Annotated in this window: 27 protein-coding genes, 1 pseudogene and 2 other annotated features; of the genes and pseudogenes, 21 read left to right on the forward strand and 7 right to left on the reverse strand. The window is 43.4% G+C overall.

Annotation, left to right across the window (positions count from 1 at the left end; all coding sequences use genetic code 11):
- Nucleotides 1–118: 118 nt before the first annotated feature.
- A complete protein-coding gene (locus tag CRO17_RS02730) occupies nucleotides 119–988 on the forward strand; it encodes a 3D domain-containing protein (protein WP_097039021.1) in 870 nt (289 codons plus the stop codon).
- A gap of 99 nt (nucleotides 989–1,087) precedes the next feature.
- On the opposite strand, the gene CRO17_RS17840 is transcribed toward CRO17_RS02730, so the two are convergent.
- The gene (locus CRO17_RS17840) at nucleotides 1,088–1,213 is read right to left on the reverse strand and encodes a hypothetical protein (RefSeq protein ID WP_281253792.1); all 126 of its coding nucleotides are present in this window, start codon (nucleotides 1,211–1,213) and stop codon (nucleotides 1,088–1,090) included.
- A 109-nt stretch (nucleotides 1,214–1,322) separates the two neighbouring features.
- Between CRO17_RS17840 and CRO17_RS02735 the strand changes: the two genes are divergently transcribed.
- From CRO17_RS02735 to trpA, 8 genes are all read left to right on the forward strand, one after another.
- Nucleotides 1,323–2,471: a DEAD/DEAH box helicase gene (locus tag CRO17_RS02735; RefSeq protein ID WP_097039024.1), complete on the forward strand. Its 1,149-nt coding sequence runs from the start codon at nucleotides 1,323–1,325 to the stop codon at nucleotides 2,469–2,471.
- 59 nt (nucleotides 2,472–2,530) lie between these two features.
- Nucleotides 2,531–2,743: a binding site (T-box leader), on the forward strand.
- A gap of 25 nt (nucleotides 2,744–2,768) precedes the next feature.
- Nucleotides 2,769–3,009, forward strand: a binding site (T-box leader).
- Between the two features lie 66 nt (nucleotides 3,010–3,075).
- Nucleotides 3,076–4,464 (forward strand): anthranilate synthase component I, encoded by a 1,389-nt coding sequence (trpE, locus tag CRO17_RS02740; RefSeq protein WP_245864561.1) that lies wholly within the window; start codon nucleotides 3,076–3,078, stop codon nucleotides 4,462–4,464.
- A complete protein-coding gene (locus CRO17_RS02745) occupies nucleotides 4,461–5,063 on the forward strand; it encodes an aminodeoxychorismate/anthranilate synthase component II (RefSeq protein WP_097039026.1) in 603 nt (200 codons plus the stop codon). Before trpE ends, CRO17_RS02745 begins: the two co-directional genes overlap by 4 nt.
- A complete protein-coding gene (gene trpD, locus CRO17_RS02750; protein WP_097039028.1) occupies nucleotides 5,044–6,063 on the forward strand; it encodes an anthranilate phosphoribosyltransferase in 1,020 nt (339 codons plus the stop codon). The genes CRO17_RS02745 and trpD overlap by 20 nt, the downstream gene beginning before the upstream one ends.
- A complete protein-coding gene (trpC, locus tag CRO17_RS17675) occupies nucleotides 6,060–6,839 on the forward strand; it encodes an indole-3-glycerol phosphate synthase TrpC (RefSeq protein ID WP_245864562.1) in 780 nt (259 codons plus the stop codon). The genes trpD and trpC overlap by 4 nt, the downstream gene beginning before the upstream one ends.
- Nucleotides 6,839–7,447, forward strand: a complete 609-nt coding sequence (locus CRO17_RS17680) for a phosphoribosylanthranilate isomerase (RefSeq protein WP_245864564.1) — start codon at nucleotides 6,839–6,841, stop codon at nucleotides 7,445–7,447. The genes trpC and CRO17_RS17680 overlap by 1 nt, the downstream gene beginning before the upstream one ends.
- 5 nt (nucleotides 7,448–7,452) lie before the next feature.
- Nucleotides 7,453–8,658, forward strand: coding sequence for a tryptophan synthase subunit beta (gene trpB / locus CRO17_RS02760; protein WP_097040052.1), 1,206 nt, complete (start codon nucleotides 7,453–7,455; stop codon nucleotides 8,656–8,658).
- Nucleotides 8,651–9,427 carry a tryptophan synthase subunit alpha gene (trpA, locus tag CRO17_RS02765; RefSeq protein WP_097039030.1) on the forward strand — a complete coding sequence of 259 codons (777 nt, stop codon included), beginning with the start codon at nucleotides 8,651–8,653 and terminating at the stop codon, nucleotides 9,425–9,427. The genes trpB and trpA overlap by 8 nt, the downstream gene beginning before the upstream one ends.
- Before the next feature lie 46 nt (nucleotides 9,428–9,473).
- Here trpA and CRO17_RS02770 read toward each other — a convergent pair whose 3' ends face one another.
- Nucleotides 9,474–10,673 carry an MFS transporter gene (locus CRO17_RS02770; RefSeq protein WP_097039032.1) on the reverse strand — a complete coding sequence of 400 codons (1,200 nt, stop codon included), beginning with the start codon at nucleotides 10,671–10,673 and terminating at the stop codon, nucleotides 9,474–9,476.
- Nucleotides 10,674–10,995: 322 nt separating this feature from the next.
- On the opposite strand from CRO17_RS02770, the gene CRO17_RS02775 reads away from it, so the two are divergent.
- Nucleotides 10,996–11,892: an ABC transporter ATP-binding protein gene (locus tag CRO17_RS02775; protein WP_097039033.1), complete on the forward strand. Its 897-nt coding sequence runs from the start codon at nucleotides 10,996–10,998 to the stop codon at nucleotides 11,890–11,892.
- Nucleotides 11,885–13,144 carry an ABC transporter permease gene (locus CRO17_RS02780; protein WP_097039035.1) on the forward strand — a complete coding sequence of 420 codons (1,260 nt, stop codon included), beginning with the start codon at nucleotides 11,885–11,887 and terminating at the stop codon, nucleotides 13,142–13,144. Before CRO17_RS02775 ends, CRO17_RS02780 begins: the two co-directional genes overlap by 8 nt.
- Before the next feature lie 156 nt (nucleotides 13,145–13,300).
- Here CRO17_RS02780 and CRO17_RS02785 read toward each other — a convergent pair whose 3' ends face one another.
- From CRO17_RS02785 to CRO17_RS02800, 4 genes are all read right to left on the reverse strand, one after another.
- Nucleotides 13,301–13,729: a VOC family protein gene (locus tag CRO17_RS02785; RefSeq protein WP_097039037.1), complete on the reverse strand. Its 429-nt coding sequence runs from the start codon at nucleotides 13,727–13,729 to the stop codon at nucleotides 13,301–13,303.
- A 119-nt stretch (nucleotides 13,730–13,848) separates the two neighbouring features.
- Entirely contained in the window at nucleotides 13,849–14,613 is a 765-nt protein-coding gene (locus CRO17_RS02790) for an NAD-dependent epimerase/dehydratase family protein (protein WP_245864644.1), read from the reverse strand.
- A 4-nt stretch (nucleotides 14,614–14,617) separates the two neighbouring features.
- Complete coding sequence (locus CRO17_RS02795; protein ID WP_179636781.1) at nucleotides 14,618–15,073, reverse strand: methylated-DNA--[protein]-cysteine S-methyltransferase; 456 nt, start codon at nucleotides 15,071–15,073, stop codon at nucleotides 14,618–14,620.
- A gap of 57 nt (nucleotides 15,074–15,130) precedes the next feature.
- Nucleotides 15,131–16,750 (reverse strand): ABC-F family ATP-binding cassette domain-containing protein, encoded by a 1,620-nt coding sequence (locus tag CRO17_RS02800; RefSeq protein WP_097039044.1) that lies wholly within the window; start codon nucleotides 16,748–16,750, stop codon nucleotides 15,131–15,133.
- Nucleotides 16,751–16,965: 215 nt separating this feature from the next.
- Between CRO17_RS02800 and CRO17_RS02805 the strand changes: the two genes are divergently transcribed.
- Together CRO17_RS02805 and CRO17_RS02810 are read left to right on the forward strand one after the other, a co-directional pair.
- A complete protein-coding gene (locus tag CRO17_RS02805; RefSeq protein ID WP_097039046.1) occupies nucleotides 16,966–17,280 on the forward strand; it encodes a hypothetical protein in 315 nt (104 codons plus the stop codon).
- Between the two features lie 163 nt (nucleotides 17,281–17,443).
- Nucleotides 17,444–19,621: a DNA topoisomerase III gene (locus CRO17_RS02810; protein WP_097039048.1), complete on the forward strand. Its 2,178-nt coding sequence runs from the start codon at nucleotides 17,444–17,446 to the stop codon at nucleotides 19,619–19,621.
- Nucleotides 19,622–19,661: 40 nt separating this feature from the next.
- Here CRO17_RS02810 and CRO17_RS02815 read toward each other — a convergent pair whose 3' ends face one another.
- Nucleotides 19,662–20,309, reverse strand: a complete 648-nt coding sequence (locus CRO17_RS02815) for a LysE family translocator (RefSeq protein ID WP_097039050.1) — start codon at nucleotides 20,307–20,309, stop codon at nucleotides 19,662–19,664.
- Nucleotides 20,310–20,433: 124 nt separating this feature from the next.
- On the opposite strand from CRO17_RS02815, the pseudogene CRO17_RS02820 reads away from it, so the two are divergent.
- The 8 genes and pseudogenes from CRO17_RS02820 to CRO17_RS02850 all read left to right on the forward strand — a co-directional run bounded on the left by CRO17_RS02820 (nucleotide 20,434) and on the right by CRO17_RS02850 (nucleotide 26,683).
- Nucleotides 20,434–20,837, forward strand: a pseudogene (locus tag CRO17_RS02820) (NUDIX hydrolase).
- Nucleotides 20,838–20,938: 101 nt separating this feature from the next.
- The gene (gene cypC / locus CRO17_RS02825; protein WP_097039052.1) at nucleotides 20,939–22,189 is read left to right on the forward strand and encodes a CYP152 family fatty-acid peroxygenase CypC; all 1,251 of its coding nucleotides are present in this window, start codon (nucleotides 20,939–20,941) and stop codon (nucleotides 22,187–22,189) included.
- Between the two features lie 213 nt (nucleotides 22,190–22,402).
- Nucleotides 22,403–22,876 (forward strand): HXXEE domain-containing protein, encoded by a 474-nt coding sequence (locus CRO17_RS02830; RefSeq protein ID WP_097039054.1) that lies wholly within the window; start codon nucleotides 22,403–22,405, stop codon nucleotides 22,874–22,876.
- A gap of 369 nt (nucleotides 22,877–23,245) precedes the next feature.
- Entirely contained in the window at nucleotides 23,246–24,499 is a 1,254-nt protein-coding gene (locus CRO17_RS02835) for an alcohol acetyltransferase (RefSeq protein ID WP_097039056.1), read from the forward strand.
- Complete coding sequence (locus CRO17_RS02840; RefSeq protein WP_097039057.1) at nucleotides 24,499–25,212, forward strand: DUF6320 domain-containing protein; 714 nt, start codon at nucleotides 24,499–24,501, stop codon at nucleotides 25,210–25,212. The genes CRO17_RS02835 and CRO17_RS02840 overlap by 1 nt, the downstream gene beginning before the upstream one ends.
- A 341-nt stretch (nucleotides 25,213–25,553) precedes the next feature.
- Entirely contained in the window at nucleotides 25,554–25,856 is a 303-nt protein-coding gene (locus CRO17_RS02845; protein ID WP_097039059.1) for a lmo0954 family membrane protein, read from the forward strand.
- Nucleotides 25,857–25,885: 29 nt separating this feature from the next.
- A complete protein-coding gene (locus tag CRO17_RS17410; RefSeq protein ID WP_179636783.1) occupies nucleotides 25,886–26,038 on the forward strand; it encodes a hypothetical protein in 153 nt (50 codons plus the stop codon).
- A 21-nt stretch (nucleotides 26,039–26,059) separates the two neighbouring features.
- On the forward strand, nucleotides 26,060–26,683 hold the full coding sequence (locus CRO17_RS02850) for a PspA/IM30 family protein (protein ID WP_097039061.1): 624 nt from the start codon (nucleotides 26,060–26,062) through the stop codon (nucleotides 26,681–26,683).
- Nucleotides 26,684–26,769 lie beyond the last annotated feature (86 nt).

Here is a 26,769-nt window from a genome sequence, read left to right on the forward strand (position 1 = left end):
AACATCAATATTGCGGAGAAGAGATGCTGTAATATAACCTTAAACTTCTTGTAACCCACTGGGTTAAGCCCATGTGATAGCATAAGTCTTGTTAGAAATTTAAGGAGGTAGACGACGTATGAAAAAAACAGTCGTATCTTTAGCTACAGGACTAGTGGTCGCGGGGGCATTCAGTACAACAGCATCAGCTGCTGAATATAACGTTCAAACAGGGGATACCCTTTGGGATATCGCGCACAAATACGAAGTAAGTGTTGATCAGCTTAAAGAGCTTAACCAACTTGATTCTGACCTAATTCTTCCTAATCAAAAGTTAAATATAGATAAAGAAACAACAAACACAACAGATTCATATACAGTAGTAAAAGGCGATACTATATCTAAGATCGCAGGGAAGTTCAACGTATCGGTTGGCGACATTAAAGCATGGAACAGCCTGAATTCCGATTTGATTGTAATAGGTCAGCAACTTGCAGTGACTGGCAGCGAAACAGCAGCGGCAGCACCAGTGAAACAAGAAGCGGCTAAAGCGGAAGCTCCGAAACAGGAAGCTCCAGCACAAGAAGCAGCACCGAAGCAAGAAGCTCCAAAACAAGAAACAGAGCCTAAACAAGAAGCGCCAGCACAACAGGAGTCTAAACAAGAAGCAGCTCCTGCCAAAGAAGAAACAGCAGCTGCAAGCACAAACCAAGAAGCTACAAAAGAATTGACAGTATCAGCAACAGCATATACTGGACAATGTAATGGTTGTTCTGGTGTAACAGCTACTGGTATTGATTTGAATGCAAATCCAGATGCTAAAGTCATTGCCGTAGATCCAAGTGTTATTCCTCTAGGATCTCGCGTATGGGTTGAGGGCTATGGAGAAGCAGTCGCTGGCGATACTGGCGGTGCGATTAAAGGTAACAAGATTGATGTACACGTACCTGACAAAGGCACAGCGCTTAGCTGGGGACGTAAATCTGTAACTGTAAAGGTTCTAGACTAATACAAATAGATGCAGCAGGTAGAGCAAATGGCGGTTTGCTCTGCCTGTTTTTTATTTATATATTATATTTTACCCGCTGGGGTGCAGGATAAACGCTAATTATTTTAAATTTACTGACGATTTTCTCGTCTCATTTGTTTGCTTCATTTGTCCTTCATCTTGCAAACCGATGATGCTGAAACTAATGATCAGCAGAACGAAGATGCCGATCAGCCATTTATGCATATAATTTCCCCCTTATTACGTGTATACTGATATCTTACAAACTTTTTGCGGGTACATCTAGAATAACTTCACATAATAATACTGGAAAATGTATGAAAGAAGGAATAGAATGAATCATTTCAGCGATTTAAACTTACAAGACAGCAGATTAGAACTGTTACATAAATCAGGGATATCAGAACCGACTCCTGTCCAGCAGCAAGCTATACCGGAGATTTTGGCTGGAAAAGATGTGATTGCGAAAGCACAAACAGGTACCGGCAAGACGCTTGCTTTCTTGCTGCCAATACTTGAAATGCTTGATGCACAGAGTAAAGGAATACAAGCGCTTATTCTTAGCCCGACGAGAGAATTGGCGATTCAAATTTACGATGAACTTGCCAAGCTGGTTCATCCAGAAGAAGAAATAGGCATCCTCGCTGTTTACGGGGGACAAGATATTGTGAAGCAGCTGAAGCGATTGGAAGGAAGAATAGATATCGTTGTGGCAACTCCGGGGCGGCTTCTGGATCACATGCGACGCGGCACAGTTGATTTGGCGCATGTTCGTACCTTTGTTTTGGATGAAGCAGATCAGATGCTTCATATGGGATTTTGGCATGATGTAAAAGATGTAGCGAATGCTTTGCCTAAGACAAAACAGACGTTATTGTTCTCTGCGACGATGCCAAAAGAAATCCGTCAGCTGGCAGGTACGCAAATGCAGCGCCCGAAGGAAATCACTATCGAAACAAACAATGTCACATTACAGGAAATTAAACAGATTGTGCTGGAAATGTCAGATAGAGAAAAGCGCAATACACTTAAAACACTATTGCAAATGTATCGGCCATTTGCCGCAATTATCTTCTGCCGAACAAAAAGACGTGCATCTGAGCTGCATGGCTATTTGCGTGGACTAGGTCTCGAATCGGACGAGTTGCATGGCGATCTTTCACAAGCAAAACGGGAAAGAGCAATGAAAAATTTCCGTGAGTACAAAACCCAGTTCCTCGTTGCAACAGATGTAGCAGCTCGCGGATTAGATGTGGAAGGTGTCACGCATGTATTTAACTATGACTTGCCGGAGGATACAGAAAGCTATATTCACCGCATTGGACGTACCGGCAGAGCAGGAAGTACAGGCTTGACGGTCGCGTTTGTAACACCGCGTGACCATCATCAAATTAAGCAAATTGAAAAAGAAACAAAACAGCGCTTGCCTCGAAAACAGCTAGTCTTTGGTGACAACGGCAAACCAGATTTACAGGATGCTTGAAAAGAAACCTCTTGACATGTGTTTACAAGGGGTCTACAATGAATCCAAGCAAAACAGATACGGTAGCGATGACGAAGAGTAGTAGCTGATGTGATCACTTTTAGAGAGCCGGTGGCTGGTGGGAACCGGTGTGATGCATGAGTGAATGGACTTCTGAGCACCATGGCTGAAATAGATAGTAGGCTGTGGCGGCATCTCCCCCGATAAAAGGAGTAAAGTGAGCTAGTTCGCTGGCTAACAAAGGTGGTACCACGGGTAATCTCGTCCTTTATTGGAGAGATTGCCCTTTTTTTATACACAAAATCGTTGACGAAGAGGAGTACATGCTGCAGGATTTGTACAGAGAGCCGGTGATGGTGGGATTCCGGTCAAATCAGCAGCATGGAATGGGCTTCAGAGAGATTCCTTGAATGCAAGTAGGGGAATCCGGTTTCCCCCGTTACCGGGATAGGATATTAAGCAAGCGCTGCGTATCCGAATGAGCGGAAAGTGAAAGCTTTCAATAGAGGTGGCACCGCGGTGAAGAACCGTCCCCTATGCACATGACCAAATCATGTGCATAGGGGACGGTTTTTTTATTACCAAAAGCAAAGGAGCGAGAAGAATGAATGTTACGCAAACGATAAATTTTGAAAAGAAGCAGCTGAACGGAGATACACTGACACCAGTCATCATATATAAACGATTACATGGGCAAAAAAAGTTCTTGCTGGAAAGCTCGGTACATCATACAGGGAAAGGACGCTACTCCATCATTGGTGCTAATCCATATAAGGAATTGACAGGAACTGGGCAGCAAACAATAGTTTTCGAAAAAGGGCAGGAAGAAAGGTTAGAGGAAAAGCCGCTGGAAGTTTTGAAGCAGCATATAAGCGGCGTGCAGCTGCCGCTTGATTTTCCTTTCTATGGCGGAGCGGTCGGCTACATGGCTTATGATACGATTCGGCAATATGAAGCACTTGGAGAGGTGCCAGCAGACCCAATCGGCATGCCGGAAGTTCATTTCATGTTTTATCAAGACATCATCGTTTACGACCACAAGCATGAGCAAGTTACGCTGCTGGCGGTTGATGGGTCTGGTAATAGGTCAGCAGAAGCCTTGCAAGAGCGTCTGGAGGAGATGGAGAAAGAGATTACCACGCATCAGGATATACCAGATGCAAGCTTACCTGCTGTCCATTTCCATCCAGAAATCGATCAGGCAGCCTTTATGAAAATGGTGGAGGATGCCAAAGCTTATATCAAAGCAGGGGATGTCTTTCAAATCGTGCTTTCGCAGCGGCTGACAGCAGATTTTGATGGAGATGCATTTAGTTTTTACCGAAAGCTGCGAGCGAGCAACCCTTCTCCGTATATGTTTTATCTTGATTTTGAAGACTATACGGTACTGGGAGCTTCACCGGAGAGCTTGATTAAAGCAAGTGAGGGCATAGTAACAGCAAATCCTATTGCCGGATCACGGCCGCGGGGCAAAACAACGGAACAAGATGAGCAATTAACAACAGAGCTATTAGCAGACGAAAAAGAGTTGGCGGAGCATCGGATGCTCGTTGACTTGAGTCGGAATGACCTGGGACGTGTATGTAAAGTGGGTACGATTGAACTGACAAAGTATATGACGGTGGAAAAATATCAGCATGTGATGCACATCGTATCTGAGGTGCAAGGAGACTTGGCGGAAGGAATGACTGGATTGGATGCGCTCATAGCAGCACTGCCGGCAGGCACCGTATCTGGAGCGCCGAAGATACGGGCAATGCAGCTAATCAATCAATTTGAGAAGAAAAAACGAGGTCTCTATGCAGGAGCGATCGGCTACATCAACATGAATGGCGATCTTGATCTGGCGTTGGCAATCCGGACCATGGTTGTCAAAGACAAAAAAGCTTATGTGCAGGCTGGTGCTGGACTTGTATATGATTCGGATCCTGAGACAGAGTACCACGAGACACTTCATAAGGCGAAATCACTAACGGAGGTAGGTTTGACATGATTCTGTTAATCGATAATTACGATTCTTTTACGTATAACTTATTTCAGTACACAGCGGAGCTTGGAGAAGAGGTAACAGTAGTCCGCAATGATGAATTAACCATTCAGGACATCGAAAGCATGCAGCCAGAAGCAATCATCGTGTCACCAGGACCAGGTAGACCGGAGGACGCAGGCATTTGCGTGAAGGCAATACAGCACTTTGCTGGCAAGACGCCTATTCTCGGTATTTGTCTTGGTCACCAGGCAATCGGAACAGCTTTTGGAGCTGAAGTCAGTCGAGCAGGTCAAATCAAACATGGTAAAACATCTACGCTGCGCTATGAAGGCGAACATGATATAGCCCTGATTATCAAGGACTTGCCAATCATGCGTTATCATTCGCTCGTCATTAATAAGCAGACTGTTCCGGAAGAATTAGAAGTGACGGCATATGCAGAAGATGACGAGGAAATTATGGCTGTCCAGCATCGCCAATATCCAGTCTATGGCCTGCAGTTCCATCCGGAATCAATTGGAACCGAAGCTGGTAAGGAGATTGTGAAATATTACATTGAACTTATGAAGGAAGGGAAAAGGTATGGAACCGTTATTGGCTAAGCTTACGAATACAGCATCCTTGAATTATGCAGAAGCATTGCACGCATCAAGAGAATTGTTGAATGGCAATATGCCAGATGCCGTCGCAGGAGCATTCCTATCGATGCTGCAAACCCGCGGAGAAACAGCTGATGAAGTAGCAGGAATGGTAGCCGCCATCCGGGAGAAAGCGCAAACCATTCCGTTTCAAGCAGTCGATGTGATGGATAACTGCGGTACGGGGGGAGACGGATCGCAAAGCTTTAATATCAGCACCACTGCAGCTTTTGTCATCGCAGGAGCCGGCATAACCATCGCTAAGCATGGCAACCGCAGCGTCTCCAGCAGAACCGGCAGTGCCGATGTTCTCGAAAAGCTCGGTGTGCCATTATCCTTGCCAGCAGCAGAGACAACACACTTGCTAAAAGATAATAAAATTGCATTTCTGTTCGCGCCGCATGTTCATCCTGGATTAAAACAGGTGATGCAGCTCCGGAAAATACTGCGGATCCCAACGATTTTCAATCTAATCGGCCCACTAACAAATCCAGTGCCGCTTGATTCACAGCTGCTCGGAATTTACCGCCGCGATATGCTTGGTATGATGGCCGAAGCGCTGCATAAGCTGGGGCGAAAGCGAGCAATCGTTGTAAACGGTGCAGGTCACATGGATGAAGCTTCCTTAGCAGGCGACAATCATCTAGTGCTGCTGGAAGAAGGCAAACAGACAGCCTTCACACTTCATCCTGAAGAAGTTGGATTATCAGTTTATCCGCTGGAGGCAATTAAGGGCGGCGATGCAGCGGACAATGCACAAATTTTGCTGCGCGTATTGAACGGAGAAGCAGGTGTCCATCGCGATACGGTTGTACTGAACGCCGGTCTCGGTATCTATGCAAATGGAAAGACAAACTCCATTCACAAAGGCATTAAAATGGCACAAGAAAGTATTGATAGCGGAGCAGCCAAAGCGAAGCTGCAATACTTGATTGATTACAAGCAAAAGGAAGTGACGTCATGACATTTTTGGAAAGAATACTAAAGGAAAAGCGAACGGAAGTTGCAACACTAAAGCAAACGTACCGACATACAGCGGCACAGCGTAAACCTATCTCTTTATACGAACGTTTTCAGCAGAAAGAACAGCTGCAAATTATCGCTGAAATCAAGCGTGCTTCTCCATCAAAAGGGGTAATTAACCCAGATGTTGTGCCAGCAGACCAAGCCAGAATCTATGAAACTGCAGGAGCAGGAGCTGTGTCTGTATTGACGGATACGCCATTCTTTAAAGGTACAATGGATGACTTAGCGGCTGTGAGGGAAGCGGTAGATCTGCCTGTTTTAAATAAAGACTTTATCTTAGACGAAATACAAATTGACAGGGCAGCTGATTACGGTGCTGATGTGATTCTGCTAATCGTCGCGGCACTTGAGAATGACCGCTTGCAAAATTTATATCAATATGCAAAATCTAAAGAATTGGATGTACTGGTAGAAGTGCATAACGAAGAAGAACTGGAGCAAGCCCAAGCGCTTGGTGCGAATATTATCGGCATCAATAATCGGAATCTTAAGACTTTTGAGGTGGATCTTGGTGTAACAGAACGGCTGATAAAGAAAATAAATACAACAAACACACTGGTGATTAGTGAGAGCGGCATGGCTGTACCAGCAAATGCAGAGCGTGTAGCGAGAGTCGGAGCAAAAGGAATTTTAGTTGGTGAAACACTTATGCGCGCTTCTGATATCGCCACTGCATTGCAGTCACTTCAAGTGTCTGTAGGAGCAGAGCGGTGATGATTGTAAAGATATGCGGTATCCAGTCCGTTGACGCCGGCCTGGCAGCTGCAGAAGCAGGTGCTGACATGATTGGTTTTGTTTTCGCCGAGAGCACCAGACAAGTAACGGCTGACCAAGCAGCCCAGATTGGCAAAAAGCTGCCGTCGCATGTCAAAAAAGTTGGTGTGTTCGTGAACGAGCCAATCGACAGTCTCTTAAACATTGCAGACACTGCTGCATTAGATTACATTCAGCTGCACGGGGATGAAACACCTGCATATGTAAAAGAATTGAATAAGCCAGTTATGAAAGCTTTCTCTGTTTCGTCAGAGTCTGACCTAAAGCGGCTCACTGCTTATGCTTGCGATTACTATTTGCTGGATAGTCCGGCTGAAGCTTACCGCGGCGGTAATGGCACACCATTTGACTGGTCGCTAGCAAGTTCAAAGACGCTGCCGAGGGAGAAGCTATTCCTGGCTGGCGGGCTGCACGCTGACAATGTACAGCAAGCAATCAGCGAAGTAAGCCCTGCTGGAGTTGATGTAAGCAGCGGTGTGGAGACAAACAAACAAAAAGATTCTCTTAAAATAAAGCAATTTATTGCAGCGGCAAGGAAAGGACAGTGAAAAACATGGAAGCATACCCGACAGAAACTGGGCACTATGGAGACTTTGGCGGCCGTTTTGTACCAGAAACATTGATGCCAGCTATTCTGGAACTAGAAAAAGCGTTTAAAGAAGCGAAAGAGGACGAAGGTTTTCAGGAAGAAATGCGCTATTATTTAAAACAATATGTCGGACGGGAAACACCACTTTATTATGCAGAACGTCTTACCAAGCATCTGGGTGGCCCGAGAATTTATCTAAAGCGAGAAGATTTAAACCATACAGGTGCGCATAAGATCAACAATACAATCGGCCAAGCTTTGCTGACGCAGCGAATGGGGAAGAAAAAGGTTGTAGCGGAAACAGGAGCTGGTCAGCATGGAGTGGCGACAGCAACCGTTAGTGCTTTGCTTGGACTAGAATGCATCATTTTCATGGGAAAAGAAGATGTCAGACGCCAAGCTTTGAATGTTTACCGCATGGAGCTGCTTGGCGCCCAAGTTGTATCCGTCGACCAAGGCAACGGAACATTGAAAGATGCAGTAAATGAAGCGATGCGCTACTGGACTGCGAACGTTGAGGATACGCATTATATCTTTGGTACTGCGGCTGGTCCGCATCCGTTTCCGCAACTTGTGCGAGACTTCCAGCGTATTATTGGAGACGAGACACGAAAACAAATTATCGAAGCAGAAGGCAAGCTGCCAGAAGCAGTGATTGCCTGTGTTGGCGGCGGAAGCAATGCCATCGGTATGTTTTATCCGTTTGTAGAGGACCGAGATGTGAAAATGTACGGTATAGAAGCCGGAGGTAAAGGATTATTATCCGGGATGCACGCAGCCTCGCTTACAGAAGGAAAAGCTGGTATTTTACATGGATCGTTATCTTATCTGCTGCAAAATGAAGACGGCCAGGTACAAGAGCCACATTCGATCTCGGCTGGTTTAGATTACCCAGGTGTCGGCCCAGAACATAGTTATTTAAAAGATGCCGGACGTGTTACGTATGATGCTATCACAGATGAAGAAGCGTTGGAGGCTGTTCGGCTGCTTTCCAGAACAGAAGGAATTATCCCTGCTTTGGAAAGTGCGCATGCCGTCGCTTACTGCAAAAAACTGGCGCCGAAGATGAACAAAGATGATGTTTTGGTTGTATGCCTGTCTGGGCGCGGCGATAAAGATGTGAACACAATTAGAGAGGCGCATGAAACAGGAGGTGAGCTGCATGAGTAAAGCAAAGCTGGATACTGTATTTCAAACGGTAGAGGAAGCCGGAGAAAAAGCGTTTGTGCCGTATATCATGGCTGGTGATGGCGGTTTGGAAAATCTGAACGGACGCATCCGTTTTCTTGCAGAAAGCGGAGCAACAGCGATTGAACTTGGAATACCGTTTTCAGATCCTGTCGCAGACGGTCCGACCATTCAAGCTGCAGGCATCCGAGCCTTGGAAGCCGGGACGACTGTACAAGCTGTTTTGGATGAAGTCGCAAAAGAGAAAGATAACCGCTCAGTACCTCTGGTGATCATGACGTATCTGAATCCAATCTTTGCTTATGGCGTAGAAGCTTTTGCATCAGCCTGTGAAACAGCAGGAATTTCCGGCCTCATTTTGCCGGATTTGCCGCTTGAAGAAGAAGGGCTTGTTGTGAAGTCACTGAAGAAGCATGATATCGCGCTCATTCGTTTGGTCGCTTTGACGAGCACACCAGAAAGAATCCGTGCACTTGCCGAACGCTCAGAAGGCTTCCTTTACGCGGTAACAGTCGCAGGCACGACGGGAGAGCGAGCTAGCTTTGTTGATCAAATTGGCACGCACTTGCAAGCATTGAAGGCAATCAGTAAAGCACCGGTACTTGCCGGATTTGGAGTCTCTACACCCGAACACGTGAAAGAGCTTAGTCAGTATTGTGATGGTGTCGTAGTAGGAAGTAGGATTGTGGATGCGCTCTATCGAGGGGACAAACAGCAAGTGGCTGATTTAATTGCGTCGAGGAAGTACTGACAAAATAGAGAGTGCAGAAGAATCATAGATTCCTCTGCACTCTTTTTTACTTGCTTTTCACAAATAAATGCTTACTTCTGAAAACAACTATACTAACTGCAGCCAGCAGTATCCCGGAAATCGCGAAGACAACCCGAATTCCAAGCAAGTCTGCCATTAACCCCATAACTAGTGAACCAACTCCAAAAATTCCTGTCCCAATAGCTCCTAACGATGTATAGACCGTAGACAGCTGCTCTTTTGGAACGCTAGTTTGGATAACAGATTGCTGCGGAATGTTTTTAATTTGCCCAAACAGTCCGACACAAAGCGATAACAGCAAGGAAACGATTGGAAAACTGTTTAGGCTAAACAGTAAGGTAACGATGGCACTTAATAAGGAACCGGTAAAAATTAAGCTTCCTAATCTTCTTTCCATCACTGCAGCGTACTTCATGCAATATACACTTCCTGCGATTAACCCTAAAAAGAATGCGCCATTGATAAATCCCCACCACTTTTCATCAACATGCAGTGCATCACTGACAAATGCATATAGAATGGCGGCTATCCAAACGGTTCCGGCAATCGTTTCTAAAAAATCAATCCAAGCAATTCTTTTTAATACTGGAGTAGAAGATAAGGTTACCCAGCCTGCTTTTATTTGTTCAAATTTCCCTTTAGACGCTGTTGTTGTGTGTTTAACGCTTTCTAACTGACAAAGCAAGAAACTGGAAATGATGAACAAAGCCCCGACGAACCAAACCAGCTGTTGAGCACTCACCACAATTAGAAACAAACTTCCTGCAAACCACATGGCTGCCTGTATAGCCTGTGTTACAGTTTCGGCAGTTCCATTTGCCTGCATTAACTGGTCTGGTTTTACATAGTGCGGAATCAATGTCTGTCTTATCGGATTGGCGCAACCATCCAAAAATGCAATCAGCCCTATTAGTAAGAAGATGACGTAGTAATTAGATGCGGTGGTTACCATTAAAAGAAAACCTAGTATAAAAAGCAAAATAGTTTTTCCAATCTGTGATCCGGTCAGCAGCCATTTAAGATTCACCTTTCCCACCATAAGAGGTGTTAACAGACTGGATATAAACATAGTAGTAGTAATGGTAAATGGTACAAATGCTGATGCAGCTGCAGAACCTGTTAACATATAAATCGAACTTATCACGCTAACCATATATAATACATCACCAATATTAGCAATGGATTGACCCCATAGTAAGAAAGAGAAATTTTTATTCAATATCATCTTCATCCCCCAATTATTGAATGGAATGTTGTTTTGTTGAATTGGGAAATTTTAAATTGGACTGTTCACTAGGCGTTTACTCCTTTCGTATGGAGGATAAATCTGGGGGATTAGATTTATCCAAGTTTGTGGCACGATATACCAATTACATGAATTTTAGCACAATTGGATAACTTTATGACAATATCCTTATAAAATTTGTGGGGAATGAATGCATGGCAATTTATTTTGGAAAAAACATAGGTCATTTTTAGTGCGAAAGTGAAACATTTCCAGGGCTTATCCGTATATCTACTGATAGAAGCAGGAAAGGGTGAAGTTAGTGCTTCAACTAAAAGAAGTAACAAAAAGATTTGGTAGTTTTACTGCAGTTGATCAGCTGACGCTGTCGATACCAGAAGGAGAGATGTTTGGTTTCCTAGGATCAAACGGAGCTGGTAAAACAACTACCTTCCGAATGATTCTGAACTTATTGGAAAGTACAGATGGGGAAATAACTTGGCGTGGCAAGAAGATTACATATGCTGACAGTGATGAGATTGGCTATCTTCCCGAAGAGAGAGGATTGTATCCCAAACTGAGTGTAAAAGAGCAGCTCGTTTACTTAGCTAAGCTGAGAGGCATGGCAAAAGCAGATAGTGTCAAAGCACTCAAAACATGGCTGGAACGGTTTAACATAACCGAGTATGAAAACAAAAAAGTAGAAGAGCTGTCCAAAGGAAATCAGCAGAAGATCCAATTTATATCCGCTGTATTACATAACCCGCGGCTGCTTATACTGGATGAGCCATTCTCTGGCCTGGACCCTGTGAATGTGGAAATGCTCAAACAAGCAGTCATTGACTTAAAGAATGCTGGAACTTCTATTATATTTTCCTCCCATCGAATGGAGCATGTAGAGGAATTATGCCGTTTTCTTTGTATTATGAAACAAGGAAAACCGGTTGTAGAGGGTGATTTGGTAGAAATCAAGCGTTCTTTCCGTAAGAAAAATATAACCATTGCAGCAGACTATGATTTGCGTTTTTTAAAAGAAACTGCAGGCGTAATCAAATACCAGGAAACACAGCAAGGCTGCCGGCTGCAAATTGCATCAGCAGAAGATGCGCCGACTGTATGGAAACAGCTGACCGATAAAGGATTTGTCAGCAAGTTTGAAGTAGAAGAACCTACATTGAATGATATCTTTATTGAAAAGGCGGGGGAGTCCTATGCGTAAGTTTTGGATTGTATTTTCCCATACCTATCTATCCAGAGTAAAAGCAAAAGGCTTTATTATTACAAGTGCAATCTTTCTATTATTAATCTGCGGACTTTTTTATTTACCAGACATTATAGAGCGTTTTTCAGGTAACGATGAAGATCCAGTTGTTGCCGTTATAGATGAAACAGAGAACGAGCAGCTTTACGAAGCTTTGCATGCTTCTGCCGACGGTTATCAGCCTGAATTGTTTGAAGGAACAGAAGAAGCGGCAAAGCAAGCAGTTGAGGAGGAAGATTATGAAGGCTTGCTCGTGCTGCGTCAATCGGAGCAAAATCTGCCAGAAGCTGCTTTTTATAGTATGCAGCTGACCAACGAAGTGAGTGATGATATCGAGTCCCAGCTGCAGCAAGTGAAGGTGGCACAGGCGGCTTCGCAGGCTGGTATCGATGAAGCAACGATTCAGGAAATTTATACACCAGTCTCTTTCGAAAGGGAAGCGCTGGATGAGGAAGCAAAAACGGAAGAAGAGCTGGCAGGATCACAAGGTCTTGTTTACATTCTGGTTTTCGGGCTTTACATGAGTGTTATCATCTATGGCATGATGATTGCTACAGATATTAGTAATGAGAAATCTTCCAGAGTGATGGAGATATTGATTTCCAGTTCATCTCCTGTCAGTCAAATGTTCGCCAAAATTTTAGCGATTGGATTGGTTGGTCTTACACAAGTAGCATTAATAGCAGCTGCTGTCTATACGATGGTCCAAGTCCGAGGAAGTGAGCTGGACGGCGGTTTTATTGAGTTTGCAGGCATTGCCAATGCATCACCGATTACGCTGTGGTTTGCGCTGATTTTCTTTATCCTTGGCTATTTCTTGTATGCAACAATTTGTGCAGGTCTCGGATCGGTTGTAAGCAGAATGGAGGATGTGCAGCAGCTTGTAAGTCCAGTTATCTTTTTAGTAGTTGCTGCGTTTATTCTTTCCATGTACGGACTAGGTTCCCCTGATTCACCGGTAATTGTTGTAACTTCTTATATTCCATTCTTCACACCGATGATTATGTTCTTACGAATTGGGGTGCTAGGTGTGCCTGCATGGGAGGCAGCTCTCGGCATTGCCATTCTAGTAGCGACAATTCTAGTGATTGCTTGGATTTCCGCTAAAGTGTATCGCGGCGGTGTACTAATGTACGGCAAAGGTGGTTCATTCAGTCAGTTGAAGCAAGCGCTGAAGCTTTCTGGAGATATTAAGAATAAGGAAAAATAAAAAGTGCAGAGAAAACGATACGTTTTCTCTGCACTTTTTTTATTTGAAAGAAAGGGGAGCTTCTGCAGCAGCGAGAGCTCTCCTTTACATGAGATTTATACCGAGTCTTGTAACTTGAAGAGAAAAGGCTGCCAATCTCTCGGCAGCCTGCGTGTGTTACTGTGCTTCACTTATTGTAGAAACTTGCCAAGTTACACCAAACTTGTCTTTCACCTGGCCGTAAAGCGGACTCCAAAAGGTTTGCTGCAGTTCCATTATTATATGACCATCCGCAGATAGACTGTCAAATACTGTTTTTGTTTTTTCGGGTGTGCTGATTATGACGGCAATTCCCACTTGATTGCCAAGTGTGTAGGGAGTTCCCGGAAAGTTATCTGATAACATAAGCTCGTTCGCTCCGATTTTCATATGTGCGTGCAAAACATAATTTTTAGCTTCGGAAGGGATAGGGAAATCAGGACTTTCTGGCAGATCGCCAAATGTTTGCAGACTTATAACCTGTGCATCTAGTGCTTCCTCGTAGAATTTGACTGCTTCCTGTCCATTACCGTTCGTTACGATATAAGCATTAATACCTTTCACCATAAATCCTCATCCTTCTCTGTCGTTTATTTATCTTCTATACGTTTCGCTGTTTGCTGCAAAATTCCTTTCAAAAAATAAATAGAGTTATCCTGGCAATTTGGACTGCCAGGATAACTCTATTATCTCCCGAAGTTTGTGAAGACACCGCCGATATAATCTGTCACATTTTCGAGCTTTACATTTTCTATTTCTTTACGAAAGTCCTCAGGGTTGTCTTGTGGAGCATAACCGATTAATGCTGCATCACGATTGTCAAAGTAATTATTGTACAACGAAGAAACACCGTAATACACATCGGTACTGATTTCGTCTGCTTCGAGGCAGCAGACGATCAGCTGGTTCATGTCACGGACACTAATCCATGTGTTCAGATTGCGGTGTTCGGATGGCTTCTCCAGATAGCTGCCAATGCGCAGGCTGGCTGTTTCAATCGCATGTTTCTGGTAATACATGTTCGCTAGATTCTCTCCGAAAGCTTTGCTGGCCCCATAAAAAGTGTCTGGCATATGCAGCGCATCTGGCCCGATCGATTGATTGATAGGCTGGAAGCCGACAGCATGGTTGCTGCTAGCGAAAACAATTCGCTTGATACCGTGTTTTCGTGCTGCTTCGTAGATGTGATAAGTGCCATTGAAATTACTTCTGTTAATCAACTCATACGTACTTTCTGTTGCAATACCGCCTAAATGGACAATGGCATCCACATTCTTTGCCAGCTCATCTACTTGTTCAGGCACAGCCAAGTCTGCGTGCTGAAAGTGACCAAATTGCTTTAGTTCATCATCCTGCTTGATATCTGTCAAAACGAGCTCGTATTTTTGATGGATAGCTTTTACAAGGTTTTTGCCGATATGTCCGGCAGCTCCTGTTACAAGTACTTTCATCACATTATCTGCTCCTTTGCTGTTCAAATTTCAAAAGCCATTCTTTCCGCCACGCTTCCCAGCGATAACCTGTGAGGCTGCCGTTTCTGCCGATAACACGATGGCAGGGGACAACAATGGCAAAGGTGTTCCGTCCAATTGCATTCGCTGCAGCTCGGACAGCGCGTACATTGCCGCTACTTTCTGCAACAGCACTATAATTGCTGGCGCTGCCGTATGGAATTTGATTTACCTGTTCCCAAATGCGCTGCTGAAACAAGGTGCCGCTTACAGCTAATGGCAGCTGAAATGAGGTGCTGTTACCGGAAAAATAAGCGTGCAGCTGGGTTTGAGCCAGCTGTGTGAGTTCGTTTGTACAGACAGGCAGCTCCTCCCCGAAAGCAATACTTGTGATAGCTTGATCGGTGGCGGTGATCTGGATGTTGCCAACAGGGGTTTTGACATTATCAGTGTAAGACATCATTTCCTCCTATAAAAACAAGCTCCAAAGCGGAAGGCCTTGGAGCTCTTAGGTGTATTAGCTGTACATTGCTGCGATTTCTTTTTGTAATTTCTTATCAGAAACATATTCATCATATGTCATTTCTTTATCAACAATACCAGTCGGAGTAATCTCGATCAGGCGGTTTGCGATACTGTTAACAAACTGTTGGTCATGAGAAGTGAACAACAATGCACCTTTGAATTTAATCAAGCCTTCGTTCAAGGATTGAATGGATTCTAAATCCAAGTGGTTTGTTGGTTCATCCATAACCAAGACATTGGACTTGCTAAGCATCATCTTCGAAAGCATACAACGAACTTTTTCACCACCGGAAAGTACATCTGCTTCTTTCAAAGCATCTTCTCCGCTGAATAACATACGGCCAAGGAAGCCGCGCAAGAACGTTTCTGTCTGATCTTCCGGAGAATATTGGCGAAGCCATTCTACCAATGTCAGTTTTACGCCATCAAAGTACTTGGAGTTATCTTTCGGGAAGTAAGACTGAGAAGTCGTGACGCCCCATTTGTACTCGCCGGAATCTGGCTCCATTTCACCCATGATGATTTTAAGCAATGTTGTTTTCGCAATTTCATCACGGCCGACTAGCGCTAGTTTATCTTCACGGTTCATTGTGAAGCTGACATTATCAAGAACTTTTACACCATCAATCGTTTTGGAAATATCTTTAACCGTAAGCACGTCGTTACCAATTTCACGCTCCATTTGGAAGCCAACATACGGGTAGCGGCGGGAAGAAGGTTTGATATCTTCCAATGTGATGTTATCGAGCATTTTCTTACGGGAAGTTGCTTGCTTCGATTTAGAAGCATTGGCACTGAATCGTGCAACAAAGGCTTGAAGCTCTTTAATTTTTTCTTCTTTTTTCTTGTTTTCATCCTGTGCCATTTGTGTTGCCAGCTGGCTGGACTCATACCAGAAATCATAATTACCGATATAAAGCTGGATTTTCCCGAAATCAACATCTGCAATATGTGTACAAATTTTGTTTAAGAAGTGACGGTCGTGAGAGACAACAATAACTGTGTTCTCGAAGTTGATCAAGAATTCTTCCAGCCATTGAATAGCCTGCAAGTCTAGTCCGTTGGTAGGCTCATCCAGCAAAAGAATATCCGGGTTGCCGAATAATGCTTGTGCTAAAAGAACTTTCACTTTTTCAGAACCTGTCAGTTCCGCCATTTTTTTATCGTGCAAGTTCTCAGAAATTCCGATACCTTTCAATAATACAGCAGCATCAGATTCTGCTTCCCAACCGTTCAATTCAGCAAATTCGCCTTCCAGCTCAGCAGCACGCATACCGTCTGCTTCAGAGAAATCAGCTTTTGCGTATAGTGCGTCTTTTTCTTCAATAATCTTGAAAAGACGTTCGTGTCCCATCATGACAGTTTGCAGTACTTCGTGCTCTTCATAGCCAAAGTGGTTCTGCTTCAAGATAGCGAGGCGTTCGCCATCAGAGATAGACACGTTTCCTGTTTGCGGCTCAACTTCACCAGAAAGAACTTTTAAGAAAGTTGATTTTCCGGCTCCGTTTGCACCAATTACTCCATAGCAGTTTCCAGGAGTAAATTTTATATTAACTTCTTCGAATAGCTTTTTATCGCCATATTGTAGTCCTACATTATTTACCGTTATCATGTATACCTTTTCCTCCATGATCAAAAATGTCACGCATGCCTTAAGCTTAAGGGATTTGGGTGTGTAAGTCAATGTTCTTACTAGTAGAAGAATGGAAACGGCACGAATTATGTTTGTAATACTTTGAGCGGTGAAACTTTTTTTGATATGTGTGGTTAATATCAGTATGCAGCGGTAACAAATGGCAGCTGGAATACGCATTTAAGGGGGGTAAAATGAGGAAAACATCCATAGCGCTCGCTTTTGCAGTTATCATGTTGCTTGTCTATCTTATCGTGGATAACATCTATGCTAAACGGGAAGTAGAAGCAGTTGCGTTCGAACTGGAAAATCTAATTCGCTTTACCCAAGAGCCGGCGGAAGTATATGAGCCTGCTTCTGATACAGCTAGACAATTTATTTGGAGTTACTTAGGTTATGAAGGAGTCCAAGGAAAAAACGGGATAGCCGAACGTGTTACAAAGAAGGTGGCAGATCAACTGGCTTTGTCTGATAAATTCAAACGAAAAGCTGCCTGTGGATGGACATGATGGAGTGATTAAGTCAGAAGTCAAAGGTTTAGAAATTTATTACGCGTCATCAAACAAGAAACAAGAGATATAGAACCGGCTCCTATCTTGAAGCCGTTAGCTCCCGCATCAAGCCGCCATGTGCTAAAATAGTAGGAAGTGTGATTCGAGAAAGGATGTTTTCATGGGTAAAACGGTTGTACTGGCAGAGAAACCTTCTGTCGGCCGCGATATAGCACGTGTTCTTGGATGTACGAAGAAGACGAACAGCTATATGGAAGGAAAAGATTATATTGTGACGTGGGCGCTTGGTCATCTGGTGACACTAGCAGATCCAGAGACATATGACGATAAATATAAAACATGGAAAATAGAAGATCTGCCAATGCTGCCTGAGAAGCTGAAGCTTGTTGTAATCAAGCAGACTGGCAGACAATTCAGCACGGTGAAAACGCAGCTGAACCGAAGCGATGTGAGCGATATTGTTATTGCGACAGATGCTGGACGTGAAGGCGAGCTTGTTGCACGCTGGATTTTAGAAAAAGCTCGTGTGAACAAGCCGGTAAAACGTTTGTGGATTTCCTCGGTAACAGACAAGGCGATTAAAGATGGCTTTAAAAACCTTAGAAGCGGCAAAGAATTTGAGAATCTATACAAATCTGCTGTAGCTCGGTCGGAAGCAGACTGGTATGTTGGGCTGAATGCAACACGCGCGTTAACAACGAAATTTAATGCGCAGCTATCCAGCGGACGCGTGCAGACGCCAACACTGGCGATGGTTCATCATCGTGAAGAAGAAATCAAAAACTTTAAACCGGAAGCTTTCTACGGTATCGAAGCAAAGACACAAAAAGGCTTGCGTCTTGTGTGGAAGGATCAAAAGCATAACAGCACACGTACTTTCGCCAAAGACAAAGCAGAACAAGTACTGCAAAAACTGAAGCAGGCAAAAGGGAAAGTCACCAATGTGGAGAAAAAGCTTAAGAAAAGCTATGCACCGCAGTTGTATGACTTAACGGAACTGCAGCGTGATGCCAACCGATTGTTTGGTTTCGGCGGTAAAGAAACGCTGAATATCATGCAGCATCTATACGAACGGCATAAGCTATTAACATATCCGCGGACAGATTCTCGTTATTTGTCATCTGATATTGTGCCAACATTGAAAGACCGTGTGAAAGCAGCAGGTGTAGGCAGCTATGGACGTATTGCTACGAAAATTGCGAACGCGCCTATCAAAGCAACAAAAGCATTTGTGGATGATAACAAGGTGTCCGATCACCATGCCATCATTCCAACAGATCAAAACGCATATGGCGCGGACCTTTCCGATAAAGAACGTAAAATTTATGACTTGGTTATCAAGCGCTTCTTCGCGGTGCTGTTCCCAGCATTTGAGTATGAACAAACAACTTTAACAGTCGAAGCTGCTGGCGAAAACTTCACAGCTAAAGGAAAAATCGTGAAGAAACAAGGTTGGAAAGAAGTGTATGCAAACCGATACGATGACGAAGAAGAAGATGACCAAACCTTGCCGAATGTGGAAAAAGGCGAGGAATGGACGCTTTCGTATCGAATGACGACAGGTGAAACGAAACCGCCGGAGCGATTTACAGAAGGTACATTGCTGCATGCGATGGAGAATCCTGTGCGTTTTATGGCTGGTGAGGATAAGGACCTTATCAAAACAATCGGACAGACGGGCGGTCTTGGTACCGTAGCAACACGTGCTGATATTATTGAGAAGCTGTTCAATACCTTCTATATTGAGAAGCAAGGCAAATATTTGAAGATGACTTCTAAAGGAAGACAGCTGCTGGAGCTTGTTCCGGAAGAATTGAAATCTCCTGCACTGACAGCAGAGTGGGAAATGAAGCTAAGTGCAATTGCAGAAGGAAAGCTGAAGCAGCAGCAGTATATTTCCGAAATGAAGCAATATGCGAAAAAAGTTGTAAACGAAATTAAGAACAGTGAGCATAAGTATAAACACGATAATATAACGGGCACAAACTGTCCGGATTGCGGCAAGCTGATGCTTGAAGTGAATGGTAAACGCGGTCGTATGCTCGTCTGCCAGGACCGGGAATGCGGACATAAGAAGAATATTGCGAAAACAACCAATGCTCGCTGTCCAAACTGTCATAAGCGTTTGGAACTGCGCGGTGAGGGAGAAGGCCAGATGTTCTTCTGTAAGTGCGGACATCGCGAAAAACTAAGTACATTCAACGAGCGTCGCAAAAAAGAGAAAAATAACAAAGTGAGCAAGCGTGATGTACAAAAGTATTTAAAGAAAAATAATGAAGACGATGGTTTTGCGAATACTGCTTTAGCAGATGCACTAGCGAAACTGAAGAAAAAGTAAACGGGGAAGACCTGCCAACACACATTGGCAGGTCTTTTTTTTAGCGTAAACGCACTGTTTTTTCTAGGAAAGACAGCTTCTGTATCGCGTCCTCCCAAATAATTTTACCGCCATAGAGAAGAAAGGAAAACCCAAACAAAACATCCAAGTATGCTTGAAATCGCATAACGAATCTGCGTATACGTTTCATGCCGACTAGCAGCACTGTACCTATATACCAGCTGCTGTTGCCGAGCAGGAAGCAGATAAGAAAGACTAGCGGATGATGCAGCTGTTCGGTACTGGCAAACTGCGGAAAGATGCTCAAAAAGAACAAGCTGACTTTCGGATTCAAGAAGTTGCTCAAAAACCCCATTCGGAAAGCCTGCATTTCCGAAAGCTTACGCGTTTCCTTCTCATTATCGCACTTTTGTGTGCGAATAAGCTGCAAGATCTTTTTGATGCCAAGGTAAATCAAATAACAAGCCCCAAGCAGGCGGATAATGGTGAACAGAACTACAGACTGCTGCAGAATGTAAGATAAGCCGAGTAAGGCGAAGCTGATATGAATCAGCAGGCTGCAGCGGTTGCCGAGCAAGGTGAGGAAGCCAAACCGCTTTCCTTGCGATAACGTATTTCGTGTCATTAATAAAAAATCCGGTCCAGGTGCTGCTGCCAAAGCGAGTCCTAATAAAACGATAGCAAGCATACGATCGCCTCCTTTGGCAAAATTCTAACACTGCGGCCAGCGTAAGAGAATACGTATAGAAATTCTTTATAACAGCAGGTGCAGACTCACTTTTTATGGAATTGAGAAAGAGGAGGAGATAAACATGCCACCAAAGCATATCGTGTCCGCAGCAGTAATTGTACAAAATGAAGCAGGTCATATTTTATTGATTAAAGGACCAAAGCGCGGCTGGGAAATGCCGGGAGGTCAAGTAGAAGAAGGCGAAGCGCTGGATAGACAGCCGTTCGGGAAGTAAAAGAAGAAAGCGGCATTGACATCGAAGTGACCCAGTTCTGTGGGATTTATCAAAACACAGAGATGTGTATCTGTCATACACTTTTCCTCGGTAAACCAGTTGCAGGTGTGTGTACACCGTCTGAGGAAAGTTTGGAAGTAGGTTATTTTCCAATCGAACAGGTGCGCGAGATGGTTACATGGGGAAATTACTTAAAACGAATCGAGCATTGCCTGAGTGATGCATCCCATCCGTTCTATGTTGCCTTCTAATACATAGGAAACACCTTGTTTAGTGAAAATAAGCAAGGTGTTTTGTTTTCGGCTTTATTTAGAAGGGAAAAGGCTAGTAAAAAAAGGAAGGATGAGATCGTATGAGTGAAACTTCCATGCCAAAGGAAGAAGGGCTGGATCACAGTCTGGCATTTTTACGGGAAGGCTATGAATTTATTTTGCATCGAAGAAAGAGCTTTCAATCCAATATATTTGAAACAACACTGCTTGGTAAAAAGGCAATTTGCATAGGCGGCAGAAAAGGTGCAGAGCTGTTTTATGATCCAGATAAATTTATTCGCGCTGGCGCTGCGCCAAATCGCTTGGTTAAAACACTTTTTGGTGAAGGGGCTGTCCAGACGTTAGATGGAGAGCGGCATCGAAACCGCAAAGGGATGTTCATGTCAATTATGACAAGAACACAGCTGCAAAAATTGGATCAGCTGATCCAAAGAGAATGGGAGAAGGCAAGTAAACAGTGGGAACAAGCTGATCAAATCAACCTTTACGAGGAATCGCAATATATCTTGATGAGAGCAGCTTGTGCATGGGCAGGAGTGCCGCTGGATGATGAACAGAAGCGAACAGAGCAAATGCGTCATTTGTTTGAATCGCCAGCGGCACTCGGTCCAGACTACTGGCAAGGCCGAACTTCCCGCTCTGGAGCGGATCAATGGATTGCAGATCTTGTCCAGCAAGTCAGAAATGGTGAGTTGCATCCAGTACGTGAAGGTGCATTGTACGTCTTCTCTTGGCATCGCGACAGTGATGGAGAACTTCTTCCTGAAAAGGTTGCTGCTGTGGAAGTGCTGAATATTATCCGGCCGATTGTCGCCATTAGTATTTTTATAGCCTTTTCTGCGTTAGCACTTCATCAATTTCCACAAGAGAAGGGCAGACTGCAAAAGGGAGATGGCAGTATTCATCGCTTTGTGCAGGAAGTTCGCCGCTTCTACCCATTTTTCCCAGCTGCGATAGCGAAAGTGAAAGAGGACTTTCATTGGGAAGGATATCGATTTCAAGAAGGCATGTTAACCTTGCTGGACATATATGGCAATAATCATGACCCGCATCTATGGGAGCAGCCTGACCTCTTCCAACCAGACCGATTTCTCGACTGGGATGAGAGCCCATTTGATTTTATCCCTCAAGGCGGCGGAGATTTCCATATGGGACACAGATGCGCAGGAGAATGGGTGACGATTCAAGTAATGGAAGTGAGCGTCGACTTTCTCGTAAATCGTTTGCAGTATAAGGTCCCAAATCAAGATTTAAGCTACAGCCATACCTCCATGCCGACCATGCCGAAAAGCCAAATGATACTGACAGATATACAGAAAGTAATTAGCTGACGCTAACAGAATATGCTTTATAAGAGAGAGCAGGAGATCATGGGAATCCTGCTCTCTTTTTGCATTCATAAAGAAACTGACATTACTTGCAAGCTGATTTAAAGGTCTGTGGGAAATTTATGTCTACCGCTACTTTAGCAACTGCTGAATTTCACTTAAAATGCATTTCCTAACAAATGTATTATATTATTGAGGTAGAGGAGGTTGGTTATAATGGAAATCGGGTTCTTTCTTATCGCTTTTACCTTACATAATGTAGAAGAAGCTTTGTATTTGCCTGCTTGGTCTAAGGAAAGCAAATTTCAGAAGACAGTGGAGCCTGATGTGTTTCTTTTTGCTGTAACAATCGTGACGCTGACAGCCTATATGACTGGAATACTGTACCTCCTTTGGCCGGCAAGTTTGTGGATGCAATATCTTCAGACTGGTTTGATAGGTGCGATACTAGTAAATGTGATTATGCCTCATGCTGTTGCTACCGCTGTCGAAAGAAAATATTCACCAGGTCTTGTTACCGGAGTTCTTCTGCTTATCCCGTCCGGAAGCTTGGCCATTGTGCATATCTTCCAATCTGCAGAATTGCGTATTTTGGATATAGTGATAGCAACAGTTGGGGCAGGCATCCTGCTTATCGCGCTTATTCTGTTGTTATTTGCTTTGGGTGAACGTATCTTTAAAAAAACCTGACGCAGCTAAAAAAAGTGAATCTCTTAATTATTCGTAAAGAATACATAGACAACTTAGACCACTTAAAATTTTAAATAGAAAAATTAGAACAGCATTAGCGCCAGAACACAAGGTGCTAATTTTTTTATTTTGTTCTTCTCTTGGGAGAGACGAAGAAATTGTTTGGTTAAACTGTACATATGTTACCGTAAATAGGATGCATTGTAGTACAATTTAACAACAATGATACAGAAGCGTGTTTATCAGCCCTTACAACGGTTATAAAACGTATAGGGTATAGTTTACATAAAGCTGCTCTGTAAGTAGAAACACGGCAAACATAAGCTTACCAGATATAAAAAAAAGCAAGTATCAAAGGATGATTTTTGTATGAAAACAGATTGGTACAAACTAGATAGTGCTGGGAAACTGTATGCATCAACTGTTACATCCAGAGTTTCTACCGTTTTTCGTCTTTCAGTCAATCTGTATATAAGTATTGATGGAGAATTGCTTCAAGAAGCATTGGAAGAAACATTAGAAGAAGTGGCTTCATTCAAAGTCGTTGTAAAAAGAGGTGTGTTTTGGTACTACTTTGAAAAGACAACATCTCTTCCTGTGGTGACGAAAGAATATTATTATCCCTGTTCGAATCTATTTTTCAGAGGACGAAATACATTTCCGTACAGAGTGCTTTATTATAATAAAAAGATTTCGTTAGAACTATCTCATATGCTGACGGACGGTACGGGCGGAATTGAATTTTTAAAGCTTCTCGTCAAGAATTATCTGCGAAAAGAAGGATTGGTGTCTGAATCGGTAAGCGAAGACAAAAAAGACTACAATCTTGATAATGCTTTTTTCCAGCATTACGAGAAAGTGGTACCAAGCTATCAGGAAACGTTGGACAAAGCGTATAAGATACCTATCCGCCTGGACAAACGCGGCGTGTATCATGTCACAACCGGAAATGTAAAAACACAAGCTATTAAGAATCTGGCCAAACAGCACCAGACATCGATTACCACCTACTTGCTCGCTTTATATGCGGAAACACTAATCGAAATTCAACGGATGAATTCGGATAAGAAAAGACCGATTTCCATTAATGTTCCTGTGAACTTGCGCAGTTTCTTTGACAGTGACACGCTGCAAAATTTCTTTGTCAGTGTGCCAATTACGATTGATCCTCGATTAGGTACGTACAGCTTTCAAGATATAATTGAAGCCATCAGTATCGATTTAAAACGGTTCGTAAATGAAAAGCAGCTCAAAACGTTAATTGCTCGCAGCGTTAGAGGAGAACGTAATATGCTGCTTCGTTCGCTGCCGTTATTTGTGAAAGATTGGATCTCGCCAATGGTGCATGCTAGGTTCGGCGAAAATTACTATACGAGCTCTATTTCTAACTTAGGTCTTATAGCACTGGAGCAAGAAGTAGAAGAGCACATTGAACGATTTGAATTTTACCCGCCGCCTAGTATCGGAAATAAGATAAAAGTAGGGTTAATTAGTCACAAAGCGAACATGTATATTACATTTGGCAGTTTATCGAATGACAGCCTTGTAGAAAGAATGTTCTTCCGAAAATTAGTTAGAGAAGGCATTCACGTGAAAATAGAGACAAATAGGAGTGCATATTAATGGCCTACTGTCCAAAATGCGGTGTCAGTGTAGAAAAGGATCAAATACCTTGTCCGCTATGTTATACATATATACCAAAAGTGCTCAGTGATGAAGAACTGTCAGATGCGAATGGTTTTCCTGCTTATTACAGTTTGTATGAGAATTTGCTGCATTTCTTCATACGCAGTGTATATCGCGTGCTCTGTGTACTATTGATTCTTGGATTTCTAGTCCCGACAATTGTAGACCTATCTTTGAACGGCGAGTTAACGTGGTCTTTATACAGCAGTTTATCCGTATTGATGAGTTGGAGTTTTCTTCATGTATTCTTCGGCTATGTAAAGCGAATGCGAAACAAACTTACAGTCTTAATTGCTGCAGCCAGTATAGGGCTTATCGGTTTTGATAGCATCGATGGATATGCGGGCTGGTCTGTCGAAATAGCCATACCCATAGTGGTGCTGACTGTACTCTTATTTTTAGCAAATATTGCTATTTACAGAGTAAATGTAAGCTGGCTGCGTCAAAGTGGGTATATTATTTTTTCTCTGCTCATCCTTTGTATCGGAATAGAGTTTATTTTGCGGATCTATTTACATGAAGAAGATGTATTTATTCAATCTGCCGGAGATGTAATCCTGTCCATTATAATAGGAGCCGTCTTGCTGCTTGCATCCTACACAGTTCCAGAGAAATGGAAGGAAAAGCTGAAGCGTAAATTTCATATTTAGTGTTGGTTTTTATTGCGAAACATTCATTCGTTTATTTATAAACGGACGAATGTTTTTCTTTTTTGTGGAAAACTGGGATCCCTTGCTTACCGCTTCGTACCTAAACGGTTTCTTTCGCTTTTCGTGATGTCTAGCTCCAAAGACCAGAAACTGCGCCGGAAGCGATAAATCCCTGCGGAAGGAAAAGCGCCTGCCTCCGGGCTTTCTCGCTTCCTTCTCCGTTTCTAAACGGTCTTTTCCGCTTTTCGTACGACCAAAGTCTTATCTAACTTACCTCTCCGGGTCGTTATGGGGGAGTGGGGTTAAAGGTAGACTAGGGGTATGAAAGGAGTTGTTGGTTGATGAAGAAGGTGCTGTTGATTATTGGTGTGGTTGTTGCGGTGGCTGTGCTGTTGGCGAATCTCGGGTCGCTGATTGTATTAGCGATTAGTGTGGCTGTTGGTTATTACGGATTGAGAAGGTTCGTTATGACTGATTCTGTTGGCGCCAAGATTGGCTGGGGTGTCGTGATTGGGATTGGGGTTTGTATCTCTCTTTCCAATCTGCCAGCGCTGATTGGTTTAGCTGCTCTGGCTGCTCTTTATTACTTGTACAAAGCATGGAAAAAAGATAAAGAAGCAGAGAAATTTGACTTTACTCTCTAATTTCAAGGAGGAGTATAGTGGACGATTAAATGGAACAACGTGTACGAGTGTTGGAATTAGAAATAGAAGAATTAAAAAAACAGCAGAAACCAGGCTGGAAGGATAACGCATGGATTTGGGCAGTCATTCCGATATTGGCTTTGCTTATCCCAGTGATGGCCCTTATTCGAGACATATTTTAACCAAAAAAAGGAGAGGTACACATGGAAAATATCTTTACACGAATCAAACAGGCGGTTGCAGCAGATTTTCACGAGATTTTGGATAAGAAGGAAGAAAAGAATCCGACGGTCCAGTTGAGTCAGTATATTCGTCAATGTGAACAGCAGGCGAAGAAAATCCGCGAACTGATTGAGAAGCAGTACCAGCTGAAACATGACTTTACGAAAGAGTATCATGCTGCACAGGCAATGGCTGATAAAAGAGAACGTCAGGCGAAGTTAGCGGCAGAACAAGAAGAAGCAGAACTTGCAGAGCAAGCACAAGACGAACGGATGCAATACCAAGAGCGAGCAGACAAAATCAAAGCAATGATGGATAAAGCGAACGCGGATTTGCAAGAGTTAGAGAAAAAATACGTTCAAATGAAACACAAGCTGAAGGATCTTTATGTAAAGAAAATGGAGTTTGCAGAGCGGGAAAACGTCGCGAAAGCACATCGCGGCATGAATGAAGTGTTAAAGAATAAGCCGGAATTTGAATTCGTTTCCAGCAAGTTCAATGATTTAGAAGGATATATCGACCGTCTGGAAAGAAAAGTCAATGATGATTATCGCAAACAGACGCTTGATGCAAAGCTTGCGGATCTGGAAAGGAAATCTAGTTAAAATAGGAGAGACATGGTAATCTAGGAAGGACACAGGTGGCTGTGTGCCTTCCTTGTTTACACTTGCTGCATGAAAGGGGTGCCCTA

Origin of the sequence: Terribacillus aidingensis (assembly GCF_900215625.1) — a bacterium.
Taxonomy (GTDB): Bacteria; Bacillota; Bacilli; order Bacillales; family Amphibacillaceae; genus Terribacillus; species Terribacillus aidingensis.